23 protein-coding genes are annotated in these 21481 nt (G+C 34.6%); 8 read left to right on the top strand and 15 right to left on the bottom strand.

Going from position 1 to position 21481, the window contains the following annotated elements; genetic code table 11:
- Window positions 1-56 precede the first annotated feature (56 nt).
- The 3 genes from ACM39_RS05800 to ACM39_RS05795 form a co-directional block, all read right to left on the bottom strand.
- Entirely contained in the window at window positions 57-2180 is a 2124-nt protein-coding gene (locus ACM39_RS05800; RefSeq protein WP_048510089.1) for a type IA DNA topoisomerase, read from the bottom strand.
- Window positions 2181-2315: 135 nt separating this feature from the next.
- Window positions 2316-2450 (bottom strand): hypothetical protein, encoded by a 135-nt coding sequence (locus tag ACM39_RS19540; protein ID WP_262483790.1) that lies wholly within the window; start codon window positions 2448-2450, stop codon window positions 2316-2318.
- 46 nt (window positions 2451-2496) lie between these two features.
- On the bottom strand, window positions 2497-2793 hold the full coding sequence (locus ACM39_RS05795) for a GNAT family N-acetyltransferase (protein WP_048510088.1): 297 nt from the start codon (window positions 2791-2793) through the stop codon (window positions 2497-2499).
- 591 nt (window positions 2794-3384) lie between these two features.
- Here ACM39_RS05795 and ACM39_RS05790 point away from each other — a divergent pair.
- The 4 genes from ACM39_RS05790 to ACM39_RS05775 all read left to right on the top strand — a co-directional run bounded on the left by ACM39_RS05790 (window position 3385) and on the right by ACM39_RS05775 (window position 8530).
- Window positions 3385-4413, top strand: coding sequence for a methionine ABC transporter ATP-binding protein (locus ACM39_RS05790; RefSeq protein WP_048510087.1), 1029 nt, complete (start codon window positions 3385-3387; stop codon window positions 4411-4413).
- Entirely contained in the window at window positions 4406-5062 is a 657-nt protein-coding gene (gene metI, locus ACM39_RS05785; protein ID WP_048510086.1) for a methionine ABC transporter permease MetI, read from the top strand. The genes ACM39_RS05790 and metI overlap by 8 nt, the downstream gene beginning before the upstream one ends.
- Window positions 5063-5222: 160 nt before the next feature.
- The gene (gene metQ, locus ACM39_RS05780; RefSeq protein ID WP_048510085.1) at window positions 5223-6035 is read left to right on the top strand and encodes a methionine ABC transporter substrate-binding lipoprotein MetQ; all 813 of its coding nucleotides are present in this window, start codon (window positions 5223-5225) and stop codon (window positions 6033-6035) included.
- Window positions 6036-6268: 233 nt separating this feature from the next.
- Window positions 6269-8530: a glycoside hydrolase family 3 C-terminal domain-containing protein gene (locus ACM39_RS05775; RefSeq protein ID WP_048510084.1), complete on the top strand. Its 2262-nt coding sequence runs from the start codon at window positions 6269-6271 to the stop codon at window positions 8528-8530.
- Window positions 8531-8642: 112 nt separating this feature from the next.
- Here the strand turns inward: ACM39_RS05775 and ACM39_RS05770 are convergent, their stop codons facing one another.
- From ACM39_RS05770 to ACM39_RS05760, 3 genes are all read right to left on the bottom strand, one after another.
- Window positions 8643-9203, bottom strand: a complete 561-nt coding sequence (locus ACM39_RS05770; protein ID WP_048510083.1) for a DUF2652 domain-containing protein — start codon at window positions 9201-9203, stop codon at window positions 8643-8645.
- A gap of 79 nt (window positions 9204-9282) precedes the next feature.
- Complete coding sequence (locus ACM39_RS05765) at window positions 9283-9645, bottom strand: hypothetical protein (RefSeq protein WP_185097449.1); 363 nt, start codon at window positions 9643-9645, stop codon at window positions 9283-9285.
- A gap of 128 nt (window positions 9646-9773) precedes the next feature.
- Window positions 9774-11162: an MFS transporter gene (locus tag ACM39_RS05760; protein WP_048510082.1), complete on the bottom strand. Its 1389-nt coding sequence runs from the start codon at window positions 11160-11162 to the stop codon at window positions 9774-9776.
- A gap of 143 nt (window positions 11163-11305) precedes the next feature.
- Here ACM39_RS05760 and ACM39_RS05755 point away from each other — a divergent pair, with 143 nt between their 5' ends.
- From ACM39_RS05755 to ACM39_RS05745, 3 genes are all read left to right on the top strand, one after another.
- The gene (locus tag ACM39_RS05755; protein ID WP_048510081.1) at window positions 11306-11776 is read left to right on the top strand and encodes an Lrp/AsnC family transcriptional regulator; all 471 of its coding nucleotides are present in this window, start codon (window positions 11306-11308) and stop codon (window positions 11774-11776) included.
- 293 nt (window positions 11777-12069) lie between these two features.
- Window positions 12070-12519, top strand: a complete 450-nt coding sequence (locus ACM39_RS05750; protein WP_048510080.1) for a MarR family winged helix-turn-helix transcriptional regulator — start codon at window positions 12070-12072, stop codon at window positions 12517-12519.
- A gap of 24 nt (window positions 12520-12543) precedes the next feature.
- On the top strand, window positions 12544-13386 hold the full coding sequence (locus ACM39_RS05745; protein WP_048510079.1) for a universal stress protein: 843 nt from the start codon (window positions 12544-12546) through the stop codon (window positions 13384-13386).
- A 101-nt stretch (window positions 13387-13487) separates the two neighbouring features.
- On the opposite strand, the gene ACM39_RS05740 is transcribed toward ACM39_RS05745, so the two are convergent.
- The 3 genes from ACM39_RS05740 to ACM39_RS05730 form a co-directional block, all read right to left on the bottom strand.
- The gene (locus ACM39_RS05740) at window positions 13488-14084 is read right to left on the bottom strand and encodes a Crp/Fnr family transcriptional regulator (RefSeq protein ID WP_048510078.1); all 597 of its coding nucleotides are present in this window, start codon (window positions 14082-14084) and stop codon (window positions 13488-13490) included.
- Between the two features lie 109 nt (window positions 14085-14193).
- The gene (locus ACM39_RS05735; protein ID WP_048510077.1) at window positions 14194-14736 is read right to left on the bottom strand and encodes a flavin reductase family protein; all 543 of its coding nucleotides are present in this window, start codon (window positions 14734-14736) and stop codon (window positions 14194-14196) included.
- Window positions 14737-14930: 194 nt separating this feature from the next.
- Window positions 14931-15254 carry a hypothetical protein gene (locus tag ACM39_RS05730; RefSeq protein ID WP_048510076.1) on the bottom strand — a complete coding sequence of 108 codons (324 nt, stop codon included), beginning with the start codon at window positions 15252-15254 and terminating at the stop codon, window positions 14931-14933.
- A gap of 256 nt (window positions 15255-15510) precedes the next feature.
- On the opposite strand from ACM39_RS05730, the gene ACM39_RS05725 reads away from it, so the two are divergent.
- Window positions 15511-15996: a hypothetical protein gene (locus ACM39_RS05725; RefSeq protein ID WP_048510075.1), complete on the top strand. Its 486-nt coding sequence runs from the start codon at window positions 15511-15513 to the stop codon at window positions 15994-15996.
- A gap of 182 nt (window positions 15997-16178) precedes the next feature.
- Here ACM39_RS05725 and ACM39_RS19180 read toward each other — a convergent pair whose 3' ends face one another.
- From ACM39_RS19180 to ACM39_RS05700, 6 genes are all read right to left on the bottom strand, one after another.
- Complete coding sequence (locus ACM39_RS19180; RefSeq protein WP_165585098.1) at window positions 16179-16319, bottom strand: hypothetical protein; 141 nt, start codon at window positions 16317-16319, stop codon at window positions 16179-16181.
- 65 nt (window positions 16320-16384) lie between these two features.
- Window positions 16385-17788, bottom strand: a complete 1404-nt coding sequence (locus ACM39_RS05720) for a TonB-dependent receptor (protein ID WP_082140538.1) — start codon at window positions 17786-17788, stop codon at window positions 16385-16387.
- Between the two features lie 230 nt (window positions 17789-18018).
- Window positions 18019-18765 carry a phosphate ABC transporter ATP-binding protein PstB gene (gene pstB, locus ACM39_RS05715; RefSeq protein WP_048510074.1) on the bottom strand — a complete coding sequence of 249 codons (747 nt, stop codon included), beginning with the start codon at window positions 18763-18765 and terminating at the stop codon, window positions 18019-18021.
- Window positions 18755-19612: a phosphate ABC transporter permease PstA gene (gene pstA / locus ACM39_RS05710; protein WP_048510073.1), complete on the bottom strand. Its 858-nt coding sequence runs from the start codon at window positions 19610-19612 to the stop codon at window positions 18755-18757. Before pstA ends, pstB begins: the two co-directional genes overlap by 11 nt.
- Window positions 19602-20492 carry a phosphate ABC transporter permease subunit PstC gene (gene pstC, locus ACM39_RS05705; RefSeq protein ID WP_048510072.1) on the bottom strand — a complete coding sequence of 297 codons (891 nt, stop codon included), beginning with the start codon at window positions 20490-20492 and terminating at the stop codon, window positions 19602-19604. The genes pstA and pstC overlap by 11 nt, the downstream gene beginning before the upstream one ends.
- A 5-nt stretch (window positions 20493-20497) precedes the next feature.
- Window positions 20498-21358: a PstS family phosphate ABC transporter substrate-binding protein gene (locus ACM39_RS05700; protein ID WP_048510071.1), complete on the bottom strand. Its 861-nt coding sequence runs from the start codon at window positions 21356-21358 to the stop codon at window positions 20498-20500.
- Between the last annotated feature and the right edge of the window lie 123 nt (window positions 21359-21481).

Raw genomic sequence — 21481 nt, 5'->3', positions numbered from 1 at the left:
ATGAGAGCATTTACCCTATTATGCTGAGCAAAATCGAGGACTCTTTATTATGTCAATTAATTTAAAAAAACCTGGAAGTTTTCATCTACTGACAAGACACCTTCCGTCAAACCATCAGGGTGAGTATTAAATCCTTTTAATTTTGACGTTTTACCTTTCAACATTAGATCCATTAACTGTTTATCCGAAATCTTTTTCCCAAAAATTTCAAAAGTAATCTTAAAACCGCAATTTTTAAAATCCGAACAACCGACAGCTGTTTTTCCTTTCATCAGATGATATCCTTTACATTTCGGACATTTGGTCTCTTCCCAGGATTGAAGCTCTTTTTTTATTGCAGGTTCCCGCTTTTTCTTCTCCTTAACCTCCGGTTTTTCTTCTTCCAAAGTAAAGACTTTTGCTTTTCCGTCAATTACTTTTTTGGTCAATTCTGTCACCATCTGAATCAACTCTTCTTTAAACTGATTGGCTTCATACTCGCCACTTTCAATTTTACGGAGCTTCAATTCCCATTCACCCGTCAACTCAGGGCTTTTCAGCAGCTCATCTTCAATTGTATCAATTAATTGAATTCCGGTTTGGGTGGCAATCAGATTCTTTCTTTTCTTTTCAATGTATTTTCGTTTGAAAAGTGTTTCAATGATGTTTGCACGAGTTGAAGGTCTTCCGATTCCATTGTTCTTCAACAACTCCCGAAGCTCTTCGTCCTCCACTTGCTTTCCTGCGGTTTCCATTGCTCTCAAAAGCGTTGCCTCCGTGTAAGGTTTTGGCGGTGAAGTTTTCCCCTGATGAATCATCGGGTCATGCGGACCTGTTTCTCCAACCTTAAATTCAGGAATAGTTTGTTCTTCTTCCTTTTCTTTTTCCTTGTCAGACGGTTCTTCTTTGGCATCTTTTGCATAAACGGCTCTCCAGCCCGGCTCAAGAACCTGTCTTCCGCTTGTTTTAAAAGGAATTGTGCCAACCTGTCCTTCAACCAATGTGTTTGAAATTTTACATTCAGGATAAAAAACAGCAATGAAGCGTTTTGCAATTAAATCATAAATCAGCTTTTCTTCTCTTGTTAAATTTTGTGAAGGCGGAATTTCGGTGGGAATAATTGCATGGTGATCAGTCACTTTTGCATCATCAAAAACAGCTTTTGACTTTGGAATCGGGGCTTGTAATAAAGGTGCAGCCAACTCCTGATAAAAATACATTTTTCGAAGAATACCTTCTATTTTAGGATAAAGACTTTCAGATAGATAGGTTGTATCAACACGCGGATAAGTTACATGTTTTTTCTCGTAAAGACTCTGAATATATTTTAAAGTATTGTCTGCAGAATACCCATATTTTTTATTGGCTTCTACCTGAAGACCGGTCAAATCAAACAGTCTCGGATTTTTTTCTTTTCCTTCTTTAATTTCAAAAGAAACGATTTCAAAAGGATTTTGTTTCAAATATTCCAGTCCTTTTTCAGCACGTTCTAATGTTTTTAAACGATCAATCGCTGCGTTGAAAATAACGTCACGATATTTAGTTTTCAGCTCCCAGTATTCCTCAGTGGTAAAAGCATCAATCTCTTTCTGACGCTGAACCAGCATCGCCAACGTTGGAGTCTGAACTCTTCCGATTGATAAAACCGCTTTATTTCCACCAAACTTTTTTGTAAAAAGTCGGGTTGCATTGATTCCCAACAGCCAGTCTCCTATCGCTCTTGCATTTCCTGCGAGATAAAGATTTTTGTAATCTTCGGCAGGTTTTAAGCTTGCAAAACCTTCTTTAATAGCTTCTTCCGTAAGCGACGAAATCCATAACCGCTGAATGGGTTTGTTGCATTTTGCCTTCTGTAAAACCCACCGTTGAATCAGCTCTCCTTCCTGCCCTGCATCCCCACAGTTTATGACTTCATCGCATTCGCCGACCAGTTTTTCAATAACTTTGAACTGATTTTCAACACCTTTGTTAGGAATTAACTTGATTCCGAAGTTATTTGGAATAATAGGCAACAAAAACAGATTCCAGGATTTGTATTGAGGACCGTAATCATGCGGTTCTTTCAGGGTACAAAGATGTCCGAAAGTCCATGTCACACAATAGCCGTTTCCTTCCATATAGCCTTGTTTCGGCGTGGTAGCACCCAAAACTTTAGCGATATCTCTGGCAACACTGGGTTTTTCGGCAATACAAAGTTTCATGAATTTTCGGAATTATAGAAGAGGGGCAAAATTCGGGATTTTTTCTGGATTTTGCTAATTTAGTTGACATTTGTCAGTTGAAGGTTGATAATATGAGCGTTATCCATTGATGTCATTAAAATTGCTGATGTTCTTTCATAAGCATTCAACCAAAACATTCCATTCGCAATGAGACACTTCGTTTGCCATTCCGAACAAAACGAAGGGAAGAATCTTTTTATCCCACAAAGCAGATTCTTCCCTTCGTTTTGTTCGGAATGACAGCATCATTTTTTCCCTGTTTTTTCCTTTGTTTATCAGCTACTTCGTCTTTCAATTATTCCCCTTCTTTCAACCAAACATCATTATACTCTTCCGGATGACGTTTGAACTGCGCATAAACGTATGGGCACAACGGCACAATTTTCAAATCGTTTTCTCTTGCATAGGAAACCAGTTTTTCTAATAATAATTTTGCGAAACCTTTTCCTGCATATATTTCGTCAACTTCTGTATGGTAAACAGTTAGTTTCTTCCCGATTACCGAGATATCCATTTTTCCGGCTTTGTTATTGTCTGAGAAAAGCTGCACTTCTCCCCTTACGTTTGCTAAAACTACTTCTGTTCTTTCCATTATTTTAATTTTTTAATTAATGATTTAAAAATAAGACCTTTTAAAAAATTGAGTAATGACCTATGATAACTTCGGAAATAATTCTATTTTTTATCATAGCCTTCATGTTGTTTAATCTTTTTTGTCATCAAGTGTCATCAAGGGAATGATTCGACGAATTATAACCACCAGGATCTTTAAATAAAGACTGGAATGCCGGACATTTAGCTAATTTAATAAATGATATTTGGGACATTTTCGCTAAAGACTAAAGATTAAATATCACCATCTAGCTATTAATTCTAAAAAAACATAAATTATTTAAAATCAATACATTAATTATAAAAACAAAAATTATTTTCAAAAAGTCTACTTTTTTAGTGGACTAATAAAAATTTATGTCCTATATTTGCCACCATAATCAGGACATAAAAAAATGAAAGCGGAATTTAATATTCAATTAATAAGCAAACATACCATCAATACAATGATGATATATTGCTGTATGCCGAAATTGCAATATTGCTGTGGTTGACCTTACTTTTATATGACATATTTCTAAAGGCTTTACCACGTTGTAGAGCCTTTTTATTTATAAGAATACCATCAAAAATGATAGAGATAAAGAATATTTCAAAGACTTTCCATCAAAAAAAACAGTCTTTTAAAGCTCTGGATAATGTAAGCCTAAATGTTGAGCAAGGCGATATTGTCGGAATCATCGGATTTTCAGGTGCCGGAAAAAGCACATTAATCCGAACAGTAAATCTTCTTGAAAAACCTGATAATGGTGAAATTATCATTAACGGGAAAGACTTTACGAAATTAAGCTCCAAACAACTAGCCAACGAAAGAAAAAAAATTGGAATGATTTTCCAGCATTTTAATCTACTTTCCTCAAGGACAGTTTTTGAAAATATTGCGCTTCCCTTGGAACTGGATAATGTCAATACAACTGAAATCAACAGAAAAGTCAACGAACTGTTGAATATTGTAGGGCTCAAAGACAAAACAAACGATTATCCTAAAAGTCTTTCGGGTGGTCAAAAGCAAAGAGTTGCAATCGCAAGGGCTTTAGCAAATGATCCTTATCTCCTACTCTGTGATGAAGCGACAAGCGCGCTCGATCCTTCGACTACACAGTCTATTTTACAATTATTGAGGGATATTAATCGAAGATTGGGTATTACAATTTTATTAATCACCCACGAAATGGAAGTTATCAAAACTGTTTGTAATCACGTTGCAGTGATTGACAAAGGAAAACTACTAGCCAAAGGAACTTTAAGCGAGATTATCTCCAACAAAGAAAATCCTATTATCAAACAATTTTTAAACTCTGGTGTTATGACTATACCACAAGAACTGAATAAAAAACTACAAAAAGAGCCACAAGACGGATTATTTCCACTTGTAGAGGTTGAACTTAATGAGCAAATATCTGTTGAAGAATTGCTTTCAATAGTATACGATAAGTGTAAAATTCCTTACAAACTTTTGAAGGCAGACGTAGAATATCTCGGCGATTCCAACTTTGGAAAATTATTATTGCAACTTCAGGGTGAAGAAGAGGAAAACCAGCGAGCCATCTATTATTTCAACCAGAATAAAATTCAAAATACGGTAAGAGGGTATGCTTAGTGATACAGTGATTTCTCTTTTATCAAAAGGAGTTTGGGAGACAGTTTATATGACATTCGTATCGGGATTTTTTGGATTTGTTTTAGGTTTGCCTGTTGGGATTCTGTTATTTTTCACAAAAAAAGGACAGCTGTTGGAAAATGCAATTTATAATAAGATTTTATCCGTTTTGGTTAATATTTTCCGCTCTATCCCTTTCATTATTTTGATTGTCTGGATGATTCCTTTTACAAGAAGCTTGGTTGGTACATCCATCGGAATGAATGCAGCTCTAGTTCCGTTAAGTATCGGAGCAGCTCCCTTCATTGCGAGATTGGTTGAAAACAGTTTGTTGGAAGTTCCTCACGGTTTGATCGAAACGGCAAGAGCTTTGGGAGCAAGCCCATTTCAGATTATCCGAAAAGTTTTGTTGCCGGAAGCTCTTCCTTCATTGATTAATAACGCTACGATTACGTTAATCACTTTAGTCGGGTATTCTGCAATGGGTGGAGCAGTCGGAGCCGGTGGTTTAGGACAAATCGGGTACCAATACGGATATATCGGTTATGACGCAGTGATAATGAATCTTGTATTAGGGTTACTGGTTTCAATTGTATTTATCATTCAGTTTTCGGGAGATAAATTGGCAAAAAGATTTGACCATCGTTAAGTTTAGAAAATGTGTATTTGAAATAGTGTGGTGACTTTGAAAATCTTTGTCACCAGGGTGAAAGAGCGAATATCACAAAAGGATTTAAAATTATCAGACAATTTCTGTCGTTTGTGATTTTGCTTTTTTACCATTAAAATAAAAAAGAAAATAATTTATAATGAAAAAAATAAAGATTTTAAGTCTAGTAACAGCCGGCTTATTGTTATTTGCAGCATGTAGTTCGCCGAAAAAAGACGATCCCAATTACATCAAAGTGGGTATAACCTCCGGTCCTGAACAAGAAATTGCAGAAACTGCTAAAAAAGTGGCAAAAGAAAAGTATAATCTTGAAGTGGAACTGGTTTCTTTTAATGATTATGTAGTACCAAATGAGGCTTTGAATAATGGAGATATTGATGCTAATGCTTTTCAACACATTCCTTATTTAAATGAGCAGTCAAAACAAAGAGGTTACAAACTGGCAGTTGTCGGAAATACTTTTGTGTATCCTATTGTGGCCTATTCTAAAAAGATTAAAAATATTAATGAACTTCAAAACGGAAGCACTATTGTCATTCCAAATGACCCAACAAATGGCGGACGTTCTTTACTCCTTCTACAGAAAAACGGACTATTAAAATTAAAAGACGGGATCGGTTTATTACCAAAAGTTACAGATATTGTTGACAACCCGAAACAACTGAAAATCCTTGAAATTGAAGCCCCTCAGTTACCCAGAGTTTTAGATGATAAAGAAGTGGTAATCGCTGTCATCAATAATAATTTTGCAGCACAAGCGGGGTTAGATGCCGACAAACAGGGGATTTTTAAAGAAGATAAAGATTCTCCTTATGTCAATGTTATCGTTGCAAGACATGATAATCAAAATTCCGAAAATGTAAAAAACTTTGTGAAAGCTTATGAATCTGATGAAGTCGTGAAAAAAGCAGAAGAAATTTTCAAAGGCGGGGCAATTAAGGGGTGGAATTAGTTTCAATAAGCAAATTCCCGATTGATTAAAAGATTCTATTATTATATATTCAGACATTGTTTCAATACTATTTGGAATGATGTCTTTTTATTTAGGCTCCAATATTCTTATAAATTTGTATTTTTTAATAACAGCTTGGTTATTAATAACCATTTTGATTAAATTTTCATTTTCTCAATTTGAGATAATAAATATTTTTGCTATTTTTGTTACCAACCAAAAAAAAGGCTTTTATGTTAAAGAAAACTGCCATTGTAAGTTTATTCACCCTTATTTCCGTTTCTTATATGGCTCAAAATACTACTCTACCCGTTTATTTAGACGAAACAAAACCCATTGAGCAAAGGGTGCAGGATGCACTTTCAAGAATGACTCTGGAAGAAAAAGTAGCAATGCTTCACGCCCAATCAAAATTCAGCTCACCAGGGGTTCCGAGATTAGGAATTCCGGAATTCTGGACAACAGACGGGCCTCACGGAGTTCGCCCGGAAGTAATGTGGGATGAATGGAACCAGGCAGGCTGGACAAACGATTCAATCATCGCTTATCCTGCGTTAACTGCTCTTTCCGCAACCTGGAACAAAAAAATGTCATGGAATTACGGTAAAGCTTTAGGAGAAGAAGCCCGTTACAGAAAAAAAGATATTCTTCTGGGCCCCGGAGTGAATATTTACAGAACTCCACTGAATGGAAGAAACTTTGAATATATGGGTGAAGACCCTTATTTGACATCAAAGATGGTAGTTCCTTATATCAAAGGAGTGCAGTCAAACGGTGTAGCAACTTCCGTTAAACATTTTGCCTTAAATAATCAGGAAATGTTCCGTCATACAAGTAATGTAAATGTAGATGACAGAACGTTGTACGAAATTTATCTTCCTGCCTTCAAAGCAGCAGTGACAGAAGGTGATTCCTGGACAATCATGGGAGCCTATGATATGTATAAAGGCCAGTACGCAAGCCAAAATCAGTATCTTTTGAATGATATTTTAAAAGGCGAATGGAAATATAAAGGTGTTGTGGTTTCCGATTGGGGAGCTGTAAATAATACAGAACAGGCCATTCACAACGGACTTGACCTGGAATTCGGAAGCTGGACTAACGGGCTTTCGGCAGGAACAAAAAATGCTTATGATAATTATTATTTAGCAAAACCTTATTTAGATTTAATTAAATCCGGAAAAGTTGGCACAAAAGAGCTTGATGATAAAGTGACAAGACTCTTAAACCTAGCTTATAAAACAACGATGAACAGAAATAAACCTTTCGGAAATATCGCTTCTGAAGAACATAAAGCTGTTGCCAGAGAAATCGGTGAAGAAGGGATTGTTTTGCTGAAAAATCAGGGTAATGTACTCCCAATTGATAGTAATAAAGCTAAAAAAATTGCCGTAATTGGTGAAAATGCTATCAAAATCATGACTGTTGGCGGAGGTTCTTCTTCATTAAAAGTGAAGTATGAAACACTCCCTTTAGATGGAATCAAAGCAAGATTTGGAAAACAATCTGATGTACAATATGCAAGAGGCTATGTAGGAGACATCGGTGGAGAATATAATGGAGTACAATCCGGTCAAAATTTAAAAGACGACCGCTCACCTGCAGAGTTATTGAACGAAGCTGTAGAATTAGCGAAAAAATCTGACTATGTAATTTTCGTTGGCGGATTAAATAAAGCCGATTTTCAGGATAGCGAAGGAAACGACAGGAAAAGCTACGGATTACCATACAATCAAGATAATGTGATTTCTGCATTGGCAAAAGCTAATAAAAACCTTGCCGTAGTTTTAGTTTCAGGAAATGCAGTTGCAATGCCTTGGATCAAAGATGTTCCGACGGTTTTACAATCTTGGTATCTGGGTTCTGAAGCCGGAAATTCTATTGCTTCAATTTTAGCCGGAGACGCCAACCCGTCAGGAAAATTACCTTTCACTTTTCCTGTTAAACTAGAGGATAATCCGGCTCATCAATTGGGAGAATATCCGGGACAGAAAGATGAATTTGCAGCCGGAAAAGGAAAAGATCAAAAAGATCCTATCAATATTACTTATAACGAAGGAATTTTTGTTGGTTACAGATGGCATGACACAAAAAAAATTAAGCCATTATTCAGTTTTGGACATGGTTTGAGTTACACTACTTTTGAATTCGGAAAAGCTAAAGCCAATAAGACAACCATTTTACAAGACGACAAAATTACATTCACGGTTTCTGTTAAAAACACAGGAAAAAAAGCAGGAGCAGAAGTTGCTCAATTGTATATTTCTGATTTAAAATCGTCAGTTGAAAGACCAACCAAAGAATTGAAAGGTTTTGAAAAGGTATTTTTAAATCCGGGAGAAGAAAAAGAAGTGACATTCACGATTGACAAAACGGCTTTAAGTTTCTTCGATGCCCAAAAACATGACTGGGTAGCTGAACCCGGAGATTTTGAAGCACAGATCGGAAATTCTTCTGATGCTATTAAAACTAAGGTAAAGTTTACTTTGAAGTAATCTTACTTATATATTTCTAAAACGGGAATGCCTGAATTTTATTCGGGCATTTTTTATTATGATTATGATAGTGTCAAATGATATTATCAAAGTTTGTTTTTCTTCACTACAATCAAACATGTTCTTTTAATTTCTCAAAATATTGAATAACACCCACATCAGGAAGATATGACTGACCATTTGAACTATTCTCAAAATCATTGGCACTCTCAAGAAAAGAATTACTGAATAAAGCATAAGAAGGCTGTTTGGCAAAATTATTTTTAAGCAGTTGATGAGCTTCAACCACTGTCGTTCCGTACAATTTTCTAAAGCTGCCGATTTTATATTGCGAAAATCGCCCATAAGTGATAATAAATTTCAAAGATAACTCTATCGAAGTATTTAAAATCTCACTCAGTTCTTTTACTTTTTCATTAAAAGCGTTTTGCATATGTTGGAGAATTGTGAAAATTTTCTGATAGGAAGGAGTTGCATCGTATCGGTAAAATAAAATAGCATCGCCTTCGATTTCGGATATTTCAAAATATTCACAGTTTGCTTCGATAAGGGTAGAAAGTAGTTGTGTTACAATATATTGTCCTGTATAGAGTTTAGTATTAAATACAAATTCTGTAAATCCGTTAAAATCCGGAATAAGTATGATACCATTGTGTATATTTAAATTTTTCATAATGATATTAAATTAAAAACTTGTTGTAGAATAAAAGACGCAACGGACTTAATTTTACTTTAATATCATTATGAAAAATTTAAACTACCACAATCAACTCTTTTTCATAACCATTGTATTTTTCATCAATATATCCATGAGGATTACAAATAACTTCCGTCTCTCCTATTTTATATCTTGAAGGTGTATGAACATGGCCGTGAATCCAATACAAAGGTTGATGTTCCAAAATAAAATCTTCAAGATTTGAAACATATGCCGACGTAACAGGATTATTTTTATATTTTCCGGGAATAGATTGAATACTTGGAGCATGATGTGTAACCACAATATTTTCTAAACTTCCTGATTCTTCCAAACTTTCCTTTAGCCATAACTTGGAAAACCGATGAATTTTATATCCAAACTCCTGATACAAATCGCTAATAATCTCTAGTTTCATTTTTTAATATCCGCAAATTAAAACAAAAAGATAATTCTAAGATCAATAAGCTTAAATATATCTGATCCAAATAAGCCGCGTGGGTGTCGAATCGACACCCACGCGGTTTTGAACAATATAAAAAAATATTATGAAATAACCGTTTGGGCTTTCTTTATTTTAAATTCTTTTACGATTAAAAGCATTAAAATTCCCAGCGCGCAAATTGAATACCCTATTAAAATTTCTAAACTCAAATGACTCACTGCCAATTTTGAAGGAAAAATCTGGCTCATTAAAGTCATAAAAGACAAACCAATTCCTGCACCTAAGAAATAGCTGGTCGTACTTAAACTTGAGGCAACTCCATAATGTTCCGGCTGAATATCCTGAATACTTAAAATTGATAATCCGGTGAAACAAAACGTCATTCCAATCCCTGAAATACACGCTGCGCCTAATAAAACAATTGCCAGAGGGTGCCCAATATAAACGGAAACAAACAATAAAAATGCCCCTAAAGACATGAAAGACCATCCTAACATCGCCAATTTTCCCGGATTTAATCTTTTTGAAACAAGAGGTAAAATAAATTTAGCTACCAAAGCCGACATTACACTAAAAGGTACCAACATCAATCCTGCTGCTGCCGAACTATGGTTCATATCTTTCTGCAACATCAATGAAATAAGAAATAAAAATCCGATAAAAAAAGCACCCAATGTAAAGAATACTGAATTGGCAACTGTTAGTGACCTATGTTTTAACAATTTTACATCTATGAGAGGTTCTGTAATAGTTTTTAATCGATAAAAAACAAATCCGAGCAACAAAATAGATAATGCTAAAGAACCAATGATAAGTAAAGGCTGTTCTTTTATCCGGATCAATTCGTGAGTTCCATATGTTAAGGTTAATAATCCTAAAACTAATAATATTCCGGAAACAAGATCTGTTTTTTGAATTTTTTCATTTTTCTCATCTTTGGGTAAATATTGATACGCTAGAATCAAAGTGAAGAATAAAATTGGAACATTAATCAAAAATACCCAATGCCAACTCAGATAAGTACTGATAATACCACCGATAGATAATCCGCTTCCTGAGCCAATCGCTGCAAATGAACTGAAAATCCCTACTGCACGATTTCGTTCCTGATCTTCTCTGAAGGTATTGGTAACAATTGACATCGCAGAAGGCATGATAAATGCCGCTCCTAATCCTTGTAATGCCCTGAATATTGCCAACGCTTCAAAACCAGTGGATAAACCTGCACCTAAAGAGGTTAACATAAAAATTAATCCGCCAATAAGGAAAATCTTTTTACGTCCGATTTGATCCGAAAGTTTTCCGCCAATAATTAAAAAACCGCCAAAAAACAGAACGTACAACGTTTGCAACCATTGTACTGTTGCTGCTTCAATATTAAACTGCTCCTGAATAGACGGAATCGTCAAATTAATAATGGCAATATCCAATGCCTCCACAAATGTTCCTATCGATGCCAATATTAATATTAAATTTTTTCTTGATTCCATACTCTTCAAATTTCCTGCAAAATTAAAATTATCAGGACATTTATTAAAATTTTATATTAATTTTGGAACATAAGTAACTTAAATATCAAATATAAAGAACATTTATTCTATTAAATAAGTATTAAATCTAAAAAACAGAACAAATGGCAACAGAGAACTATACTTTAGATGACAAAGATCTTTCTATTCTGCGTTTATTACAAAAAGATGCAAAACTGAGTGTGAGAGACATTGCAAGCAGAATAAATTTAAGCCCCACTCCAACTCACGAACGCATAAAACGTATGGAAAAAGCAGGGATCATCAAAGAATATACAACTGTTCTTGACCGTAAAAAGATTAATAAAGGAATGATGGTAATTTGTATGATCGCTCTCAATGTTCACAATAAAAAAACCGCGGGAAGATTCATCGAAGAAGTAGGAAAGCTGAAAGAAGTAGTTGAATTTTACAATATCAGCGGTGATTTTGATTTCATGCTAAAAATTTTAGCTCCAAATATGGATGAGTTTCATGAGTTTTTTATTAATAAATTATCTGAAATTGAGGGCATCGGGCAAACTAAAAGTATTTTTGTGATGAATAGTATTAAAGAGAGCTCACAGATTTTGTAAATCCAGTTTATCCATCATAACGAGCAACATCTTAAGAATGTAATCCACAGTAATGAGCATCTTTACTTTTTCCAGGTCTGTCCAACAGTTCCACATTCTCTTTAGCAAGCTCTATTTGCTCTTTGTAAGTGCTTAAAGGATAGAATAAACAACTAGAGCTTTAGTATATATAATTCCAATAAATTAGTTTTAATTAAAACTAATTTATTATATTTGATAGAAAGTAAAAGTTGGCATTTTCGTTTTGTTTGATTATTTTCTTCATTATATTATAGTTTATACACTAAAGATTTATGTCTGTACAACAAAATAATGTTTCAGAATTGGCCTTAGAATTAGGTCTGGCAATGAGCGAAATGAAAAGTCGCTTACGACAGAAAATTCAGACAAAAATAAATGAATACGATTCAGGTCTTTCTTTTGAGCTTGTTGAAATACTTGGGCTTCTTTCGCGTAACGACGGTATAAATCAACAGGAAATAAGTACAAAAGTCAGCAAAGATAAATCAAGTATAACTTATTTGATAAACAGCCTTGTAAAACGGGGGTTGGTTCAACGCATCGAAAACGAAGCAGACAGAAGAAATAATCAGGTTTTTTTAACTCAGAAAGGAAAAGAAATTATAGAAACTATTTATCCTTGGGCTTTAGAGCTTTATGAAAGGGCAGCTGATAATATTCAGATAAAAGAGATTAATACTGCTCTTCTTTTAGTAAAAAAAATGATAACCAATCTTGATTAATTAAATTGTAAAAACGAATTATATATGAAAACGATACTTGTACCCGTAGACTTTACATCAACCACCGAAAATGCGGTAAAACTTGCAGCAGAATGGGCAAAACAATATGAGTACGACCATATTATCCTTTTAAAAACTGCAGAAGAATATGAGTTCGATTATTTACACATTGCAGAAGGCCATTCATTTGTCAATGAAGAAAGTGTTAACAATTTGATTCAGAGAACCGAATTATTACTGAATCATTTAAATGAAATCATAATAAAAAATTCACCGGATACAAAAGTCTCAAAAGTGATAAATGACTGGGCAATTACAAGAAGTATCAATGATCTACTGAAAGAACAGCCTTCCGTAGAACTGATTATTTTAGGCAGTGATGATCAACCCAGTGATAGCTTTGTTTCAGACAATATCATAAGTATCGCAAGAACAAGCCCTGTGAAAACTTTAATTGTTCCTAACGGATATACTTACAGTGCAGTCAAAAACATACTGATACCCTGTGATATAAACGGTATAACAAAGTTAGAAAGATTATTCCATCATAAATCTCTTATCCAGAAAAAAGATGTGCAGCTAACATTCTTAAATATAAATACGAAGGAAGAAAATAATATTAGCGAGCAGACAAAAAACGAATTAAAAGAATATATCCATCAGCACCTTACCGAAATACCCAGTAATATTTATTATTCTTATGATAAAAATATTATTAATGGAATTTTATCTTTTGCGATATCTAATAAAACGGACCTTATTATTGCCTTACCCGGAAAACACAGCTTCCTTTATTATATGGCCAATAGAAGCATATCTGAAGGAATTTATCAAAATGTGAACCAACCTGTTTTAATACTAAAATAATTGGCCTATTATTGAATTTTACAAAATATTAATCTCTAACCTTTTTTAGCTCAATCAATAAATAAAATTAAGTTATTTTCAAATCACATTTCCTGCAAAAGTTAAAAATAAACTTTTGCATTATCAATCTTAACTACTCCCTGAATTTCCATTTTCTTTACCACTCTAATTACTGTTTCAACCCTCAACCCGGTTAAAGCTGCAATCTGTTGCCTGGTATAAGGAATTAAAAATGAGTGCTTTGATTGGCCTCCAAAGTATTTTCTCAGATAAGAAAATAGCTTTTCAATCTTTACCAAAGGATCGGAAATACTTAAAAAACCTGAAATTATATATCTAAAATGCAGTCTATCAGCTGTATATTTATTTACTTTTAAAAAAAGTTCAGGTTCTTTTAATAGAATTTGTAAAAATTTATTTTTATCCAGTACAATAATTTCACAATTGGTTAAGGCTACTGCATTGACAGCGTATTTATTTTCTGTAAAAACATAACTTTCTCCAATGCAATGCCCCTCATAAGGAAACCCGTGAATAAATTCTTTCCCATCTTCTAAATAATTATTCAGCTTAACCGTCCCGCATCGTATTTGAAAATAATTTTTAGCAACGGTTCCTTCGTTAAAAATATATTCTTCCGGATCATAACTGCATAATTTTGCCCCCTGAGACAGTAGTAAATGTTCACAAATAATCATTTCACAATATTTTGAGTAAAATTAAAAACACTTACAGTATTGGGCAAATCTTTAGATACCACAAAAAGGTGAAAATTTGAGGATTACCTCTATATAAAATATTTACTTTTTATTTAATTGAAGGAATGATAATATTTTTACCCGACTCAACAAAATGACTATCTCCACGATACTGGATTGTTTTGGGATATTTTGGTGAAATTGCAACAAGGGCTTCTACAATTTCAAAAATAAAAAAGTTATATTTTCCAATAAATTTATTATCATACAGTTTACATTCAAAATTAGCATAACAATCTGTGAGCAATGGCGCTTTAACAGTAGTTCCAAAATCTGTAGATAAATTAAACTCCTGAAATTTATCCACTTCAGAACCGCTACAATTCCCTATGGCTACAACTTTTTCAGCCAACTCTATCGTTGGAATATTAATCACACATTCCTTACTTTTTTTAATCAGTTCAAAGCTGTAATTTCCGCTGGAAATTACACATCCTATGAGTGAAGGAGTAAATTCCATTATGGTATACCATCCCATTGTCATAACATTTCGGTCATTTTTATAGGAAGATGTAACCAAAACTGTCGGGCTTGGCTCCAGAAAACATCTGGAATTTTCAACCGGGTATTGTTTTTTCTTATACTTTTTCATAATACACGTAAATATGGTATGCTCTTCTTTCCAGATTTAAAATAAAATAATTAATAATAATATTATAGCTACCATTTATGAAAAGCACAGCTGGATTTGCCGTAATTAATTTGAGTCAATCTTAAATAATAAATTATTCAGTCTTTTTAATTGAAAAGGTTGGTATGAGCTCATTTTTTGTAAGGCATTATTTATCATTTATGCCTGGAACCTTTATGATGATATTTCATATCGTATTTACTTACCTTAGGATCTTGTTGTGTATTTTTCATCTGAGCGTCATTATACGGATTATTTGACATAGATTCTGTCTCGGGAGTAAGTGTTTTAAAATGCACTTGTTTTCCATTTTTGTACAATTTGTTATCGTAAGTTTTGTAAAGCTGATTTTCCTTATATGACATTCCATCCGGTGCTGTAAAGACTTTTTCCTCAGTTTTTCTCCTTCTCTTGGAAGCTAAAAAAGCTATTGAGCCTCCTACAAGCAGTCCTAATGTTATTTTTAATCGCTTATCCATTGTATAATTTTAATAAGTATTCAACAAAGTGTTTGCCAAAATATTTTAAGCTGTTTTGGGATCATCATAAAGCACTGTTAAAACCCCAGTATTATATTAAAAATTACAGAAATTAATCTCAACGATAAGCTCTGAAAAAAATCATTAAGCCCGTTCAATATAAATTGATAATGAAAACCCAGAACTAACCCAGATTATTAAACTATCTCTTTTTGATATAACCTTTTTTAGCTATTTTTACTTCATATAATAACATATGAGAAAAATTGCATTTGCAGGAATGATAATCTTTGGTGGGTTTGTAACAACAAATGCACAGTGTAAAGTTGTATCCACACTTACAGAAAATTTTGATACATGGAAAGATATTGATAAATGCTGGACTGCTCAGTCCGGAAAAGCAATGCTTTACCCTAATGATAAAAAAATTATATTTTATTCGATGAACAGCCCGGGAGAGAATATGTATTTAGTTACTCCCAAAATTAAAGCTGGAACATATACACTCACACTTGATGTTTCGGACAACGGAGGAGAAACCACTCTAGAGCTGTTCTCAATTAACAATGTATCCGATGCAAAATCATACTTTTCAATAGCTAAATCTTCAAAAATAACGGGAGAGAAAAAAGTATTTACTATTTCTCTAAAAAAAGATGCGAACTTAGGTTTGAAAGTTTTGCTTAATGGCGTGCATCAAGCAGTTTATTTGGATAATTTTTCTTTAAAGCAAAAAAGATAAAGGATAACACTGCATACTAAGGTGAAGATTGGGAACAAGTAGCCGTGATTAAATTTTTTGTAGTAATTCAAATATTTCAAAATTGATTCCATTAACCGATTGGTATGCCTTGTCTTACCTCAGATAAATTTACCTTTATAAATAAACAAAGCAACTTATAAAAGTTGCTTTGTTTATTTTGATTATTTTTTAGTATAGGAAACCCTCCAAACAATACCGCTGACATCATCGGCTACTAAAAGAGAACCATCCGCAATCTGAAGAACACCGACAGGTCTTCCGTACACATCACCTTTAGCTTCATCCGCAATAAAACCAGTCAAGAAAGGTTGGTATGGGCCAGAAGCCTTTCCATTCTTAAAAGGAACATACGCAACCTGATAGCCTACTAATGAAGAACGGTTCCAAGAACCATGCTGACCGATAAAGACCTGATTTCCTCATTGGTAGGTGCAGAATTCCCCATACCTATTTTTCCACGAACAGAAAAACCTTTTCCCAAAAGATAGCTTATCCCAAAGTTCGGGAGCCACTGATTTTTAAACTTCGATTTACCATTCTCTATTTCAGGATAAAGACGTTGCCAATCATATAAATTTGAGTTAAGACTAATCGAAATATCGGTGAAAAGTTTTTCATTAATATTTAATTTCTGAGAAAGGAAGTAAAAGCCCGATGTATTTTTAATCCTGTCAAAATTTTGTGGCTCACCTTCATTTCCTTTGATATTATTATAATTTTTAACCAAAATATCATTGATTCCGCCTTCAAAACCGAATCGGTACGCCAGAGAGACGGCTTTCCAGTTCTTCTCATAGTTCAGATGTGTCCGTATTGCCCAATTCGTTTCAAAACGGTTTTCGAAATTCGTGATAAAAGGGTTTTCAAAATCAACATATGAACCTTGTATTAAAATAAAATGTGAAAAATTCTGATCAAACCGATAGTCATTGGAAATCCCTGCTAAAAACATTTTATTACGGATTCCCGCTTGCTGTTCTTCAGAACCCGGAAGGGCTGCCGTTCCCGGCCTTGCCTGTTTTCTGTTCATCTGCATCTGCTCCAGGGTCAATCCCCCCGGTGTTTGATAATCCAAATCGGAATAGAGTACCATCGCTTTGAGCAAAGCTTTTTCAGCATATTTAAAATCATCTTTAATAAAAATCTGCTTGCGCTGCATTGCTGATTGTTCCCTATAGGAATCTGTTCTGTAATAATTCTGGAATACTTCAAAAAAATGTTTTCCCACCTTCTCAGACACATTAAAACTCTGATTAAAAGCGCCATAACTCCCAATAGATAAGTTTGCAGAGAGATTATCTGAATCCTTGGTTTGAAGAAGAAGAGTTCCTCCCGTTACCGATCCGTAATCACCACTTTCAGGACCTTTATAGATTTCCATCCTATTGATGAGTTCAGAAGAGATGACATTGAAATACGTATTGCCCGAAGCATCAGACAAAATAAAATCATCGAGATAAACTTTTACATTGCGAACTCCAAACGGTGATCTCAAAGTACTTCCTCTAAGAGAAATCCTGTAACTTCCCGGGGATCGCTCTTCCATACTCGCGCCAGGGACCTGATTGACGGACTCCAGCATTCTTTCGGGTGTATTTTGTCTAAGTAAATTTTCGGAAACAACAGCAACCGACTTTGTAGAGGATATAAAACTCGCAGGTTTCTTATAAGCATCAATGTTAACCTCAGAAATAAGAGTCGCCGAATCTCTTTTTTGAGACCAAACTATCGAAGCAGAAATTACCAGAAAGAAAAAATACAGTTTTACCATCAGGTAATGCTTATCAAAAACTATACTTTTCTTGATTTGATTCGGATTTATTATTAAGATTAAAGCAAGATTATCGTATTTAAAGTGGAGTTATTAAAAATATTATCTAAGACTCTCTATAAAAATAAAAATGTACAACGATTTTCTTACAATGATAATTCAAAAATGAAAAGCAATAGGACTGTTATCAATTATTTAATCAGAACAATATAAACTTTGTAAGTTCTGCTTCATCCGAAATATCCACCAATATAACTTTTAGTTGTTTCCATTTTAGGATTATTAAATATCTGACCGGTTTCGCCCTGTTCTATAATTTCCCCGAGATACATAAAAACCGTTTTATCTGCTACACGTTGAGCCTGCTGCATATTGTGTGTTACAATTACAATAGTATATTGTTCCTTAAGCTTATGGATTAAATTTTCAATTTTCGATGTACTTATAGGATCTAAGGCAGAACAAGGCTCGTCCATCAGAATCACTTCGGGTCGCAAAGCTACGGTTCTGGCGATACATAGTCTCTGTTGCTGCCCTCCCGAAAGCCTTGTTGCCGGTTTTTTCAGATCATCTTTAACTTCATCCCAAAGATAAGCCTCTTCAAGAGCTTTCTGTACTGTTGCCTGATCAGTGGGTAAATTATTGATTTTTAAACCGTATGCAATATTGTCATAAATGCTTTTAGGAAACGGATTAGCTTTCTGGAATACCATACCAATTCTTCTGCGTATATCGGTTACTTCAATACCTTTTTGATAGAGATCCTGCCCGTCCAAAGAAATTTTTCCATCAATTTTGGCATCGGGATACAGATCGTGCATCCTGTTGAAACAACGAAGCAGTGTACTTTTTCCGCATCCGGAAGGTCCTATTAATGCCGTTACCTGCTTTTCGGAGAATTCAACGGACACGTTTTTTAAAATATGCTTGGTTCCGAATGATAAATTCAGATTTTCTGCAACTAACTTACTTTTCATCTTTTCTATATTTATATCGAATATAAAAGGCTGCCAGGTTCATAATGAATACAACAACAATGAGAACCAAAGCAGTTCCATAAGCTATCGGCCTTACTTCTTCAATAGATTGATGCTGTGTAGAAAGCATATATAAGTGATAAGGCAAAGCCATAAATTCCTGATTTGGAGTTCCTAAAGCATTTGTAATGTAAAATGCTGCTCCGGTAAACAAAATCGGTGCAGTTTCTCCGGCTGCTCTGGATAAAGTCAATACCACACCGGTTAAAATTCCTGACATTGATGAGGGCAATACAACATCGCGGATAGATTCATACTTAGTTGCACCAACACCCAGAGCAGCTTCACGCATACTTGCAGGAATTCGCAGCAAAGCTTCTTCAGTAGTGGTAATAATATAAGGAAGTGATAACAAACCAAGCGTTAAACCTGCCGATAGAATGGAAGTTCCAAAATTTAGAGCCTGAACAAACAATGCCAATCCAAACAGCCCATAAATAATGGAAGGAACTCCTGAAAGATTCCTGATAGAAGCCCTGATAATTCTTGTTAGCCAGGTATTTTCAGCATATTCATTCAAATAGATGGCACAGCATATTCCAAATGGAATAGAGAAAAGCGCCGTAATAATAGTTAAAAATACTGTTCCGATAATGGGAGTCAAAATCCCGCCTTTTGTCATGCCGTCTGTTGGAAATGTTGAGATAAAATCCAAGGAAATAACCGTAATACCTTTACTGAAGATATCATAAAGAATAACAATAAGGAAGAAACACACCAACCCCGTGCAGAGCAAGAGTGTTCCCCACTCTATTATGGGAGTTAATTTTTTGAGTTTAAGCTGCATGGTACTTTCGGAATTTGTTGATAAAATATTCGCCAGTCAAATTGGCGGCCAGGGTCATAAAAAACAGAACAATCGCAATGGCAAACAAAGCATAATAGTGTGTTGTCTGATAGGGAACTTCACCCATCTCAATTGCGATCGTTGCAGTGATAGTTTTTACAGAATCAAAAAATCCTTTCGGAAAAACAGCAGCATTTCCCGTTGCCATCAATACCGTCATGGTTTCACCGATTGCCCTCCCTAGTCCCAGCATTACGGCAGCAATAATACCGGGGGCAGCAGCGGGAATAGTTGTCTTTCTCAAAGTCTGCCATCTTGAAGCCCCCAACGCATAGCTCGCTTCCCTGTAGGTTTGAGGAACGGAATAAATTGCATCTTCTGAAATTGTGATAATCGTGGGTAAAGCCATTATCGCTAAAAGAATGGCTCCATTTAATGCATTTAAACCATTGGGCAGGTTATTCATTTCTGCAATATGAGGTCCCAACAGCACAATTCCTAAGAATCCGATGACTACAGACGGTATAGCAGCAAGCATTTCAATAGCGGGTTTCAAAAATGCTTTTAATTTAGGATTTGCATATTCCGAAATAAAAGCAGCGGTCCCTATTCCCAAAGGAATTGCGATAAGCATGGCTCCACAAGATACTAATGTCGTACTTACAATGAGGGGCAATAGACCATAAGCCGGTTCTGAAGCAGTTGGATTCCACTCGCTTCCTGTGATAAAATCTAAAGGAGAAACTTTAAAAAAGAACGATATCGAATTGTATAAAAGCATGAAAAAAATACCTCCAAGTAAAGCCAAAACCAGCAATCCAGTGGACTTAAAGATAATTTTCGCTGTGTTGTCGATGAATATACGTTGTTTATATTGCATGATATTTAATTGATAAGATAATATCCGGAATTTTCAATAATCAGTCTTCCTAATCCTTTTGTTTCAAAATCGATAAAAGGTTTTACTTTCTGCCATGATTTAGCAGGAATAAACTGATATAAGGGTCGCTGGAAAAAGTAATTACGACTTTTAATAGATGCTGAATCCAGCGGTGAAACAGCAACGGAATTCGGATTTACTTTAATTTTTAAAACTTTTATCCCTTTATTTTCTTTAGCATTTTTTGAAATATATCCAGCCCCCACGTATCCGATCCCGGATTTATCAATTTTAATTCCCTCAAGAATCTGGGCATTTCCGGTCATCTCTTTGGCTTTGGGGCTGTATTCAATGGCAAGTTTTTTCTTAATGAACGAATGCGTTCCTGAACTGCTCTGCCTTCCGTAAATATTAACGGGAAGATCTAATCCTGAAACTGACTTCCAGTTTGAAATTTCCCCGTCCATTATCTTCCCGAGAGTTTTGACATCAATCTCGTCAATTTCATTATCTTCATTCACAACAAAAGCGGTGGCATCTTCAGCAAAAACGACGCTTTTCAGTTCGATATTCTTGTTTTTGAACATTTGCTTTTCTTCATCTGTCAAAGGTCGGGATGAATTGGCTATATCAGCTTGCCCGTTCAAAAGAGATGTAATTCCTAACCCCGAACCGCCACCGGAAATTGAAATAATAAAACTGTGATCAATCTTATTAAACTGTTCCGCAAGATTAACGGCAAGGTTAACTTCTGTATCAGAACCTTTCATTTTGATGGTATGGTCACTTTGATTGCAAGACAGGATCCCAAGAGAAACTGATAATAACAATATAAAAGGAATACGGTATGTAGAAGTTTTATCCATCTACAACAAATCTACTCTTATCAAGCTAATTTAACATTCAAATATGGATTAATATATTATTAATAATCTTAGTGTTTTTTTAATAGTAGATTAAGAACTTTCAGTTGAGCTACTATATATCTT

The sequence above is a fragment of the Chryseobacterium sp. FH2 genome (assembly GCF_001045455.1).
In the GTDB taxonomy this organism is placed as follows: domain Bacteria; phylum Bacteroidota; class Bacteroidia; order Flavobacteriales; family Weeksellaceae; genus Chryseobacterium.
This window is presented reverse-complemented; position numbering and strand designations above follow the sequence as displayed.

What these genes read in the sequence shown, in the direction of transcription:
- ACM39_RS05700 (WP_048510071.1), bottom strand. Translation starts at nt 21,358, where the DNA reads ATGGATAAAACTTCTACATACCGTATTCCTTTTATATTGTTATTATCA.
- pstC (WP_048510072.1), bottom strand. Translation starts at nt 20,492, where the DNA reads ATGCAATATAAACAACGTATATTCATCGACAACACAGCGAAAATTATC.
- ACM39_RS05730 (WP_048510076.1), bottom strand. Translation starts at nt 15,254, where the DNA reads ATGGATAAGCGATTAAAAATAACATTAGGACTGCTTGTAGGAGGCTCA.
- ACM39_RS05750 (WP_048510080.1), top strand. Translation starts at nt 12,070, where the DNA reads ATGTCTGTACAACAAAATAATGTTTCAGAATTGGCCTTAGAATTAGGT.
- ACM39_RS05770 (WP_048510083.1), bottom strand. Translation starts at nt 9,203, where the DNA reads ATGAAAAATTTAAATATACACAATGGTATCATACTTATTCCGGATTTT.
- ACM39_RS05735 (WP_048510077.1), bottom strand. Translation starts at nt 14,736, where the DNA reads ATGAAAAAGTATAAGAAAAAACAATACCCGGTTGAAAATTCCAGATGT.
- ACM39_RS05740 (WP_048510078.1), bottom strand. Translation starts at nt 14,084, where the DNA reads ATGATTATTTGTGAACATTTACTACTGTCTCAGGGGGCAAAATTATGC.
- metI (WP_048510086.1), top strand. Translation starts at nt 4,406, where the DNA reads ATGCTTAGTGATACAGTGATTTCTCTTTTATCAAAAGGAGTTTGGGAG.
- ACM39_RS05775 (WP_048510084.1), top strand. Translation starts at nt 6,269, where the DNA reads ATGTTAAAGAAAACTGCCATTGTAAGTTTATTCACCCTTATTTCCGTT.
- ACM39_RS05755 (WP_048510081.1), top strand. Translation starts at nt 11,306, where the DNA reads ATGGCAACAGAGAACTATACTTTAGATGACAAAGATCTTTCTATTCTG.
- ACM39_RS05765 (WP_185097449.1), bottom strand. Translation starts at nt 9,645, where the DNA reads ATGAAACTAGAGATTATTAGCGATTTGTATCAGGAGTTTGGATATAAA.
- ACM39_RS05720 (WP_082140538.1), bottom strand. Translation starts at nt 17,788, where the DNA reads ATGGTAAAACTGTATTTTTTCTTTCTGGTAATTTCTGCTTCGATAGTT.
- metQ (WP_048510085.1), top strand. Translation starts at nt 5,223, where the DNA reads ATGAAAAAAATAAAGATTTTAAGTCTAGTAACAGCCGGCTTATTGTTA.
- ACM39_RS05725 (WP_048510075.1), top strand. Translation starts at nt 15,511, where the DNA reads ATGAGAAAAATTGCATTTGCAGGAATGATAATCTTTGGTGGGTTTGTA.
- ACM39_RS05745 (WP_048510079.1), top strand. Translation starts at nt 12,544, where the DNA reads ATGAAAACGATACTTGTACCCGTAGACTTTACATCAACCACCGAAAAT.
- ACM39_RS05800 (WP_048510089.1), bottom strand. Translation starts at nt 2,180, where the DNA reads ATGAAACTTTGTATTGCCGAAAAACCCAGTGTTGCCAGAGATATCGCT.
- ACM39_RS05760 (WP_048510082.1), bottom strand. Translation starts at nt 11,162, where the DNA reads ATGGAATCAAGAAAAAATTTAATATTAATATTGGCATCGATAGGAACA.
- ACM39_RS19540 (WP_262483790.1), bottom strand. Translation starts at nt 2,450, where the DNA reads ATGATGCTGTCATTCCGAACAAAACGAAGGGAAGAATCTGCTTTGTGG.
- pstB (WP_048510074.1), bottom strand. Translation starts at nt 18,765, where the DNA reads ATGAAAAGTAAGTTAGTTGCAGAAAATCTGAATTTATCATTCGGAACC.
- pstA (WP_048510073.1), bottom strand. Translation starts at nt 19,612, where the DNA reads ATGCAGCTTAAACTCAAAAAATTAACTCCCATAATAGAGTGGGGAACA.
- ACM39_RS05795 (WP_048510088.1), bottom strand. Translation starts at nt 2,793, where the DNA reads ATGGAAAGAACAGAAGTAGTTTTAGCAAACGTAAGGGGAGAAGTGCAG.
- ACM39_RS05790 (WP_048510087.1), top strand. Translation starts at nt 3,385, where the DNA reads ATGATAGAGATAAAGAATATTTCAAAGACTTTCCATCAAAAAAAACAG.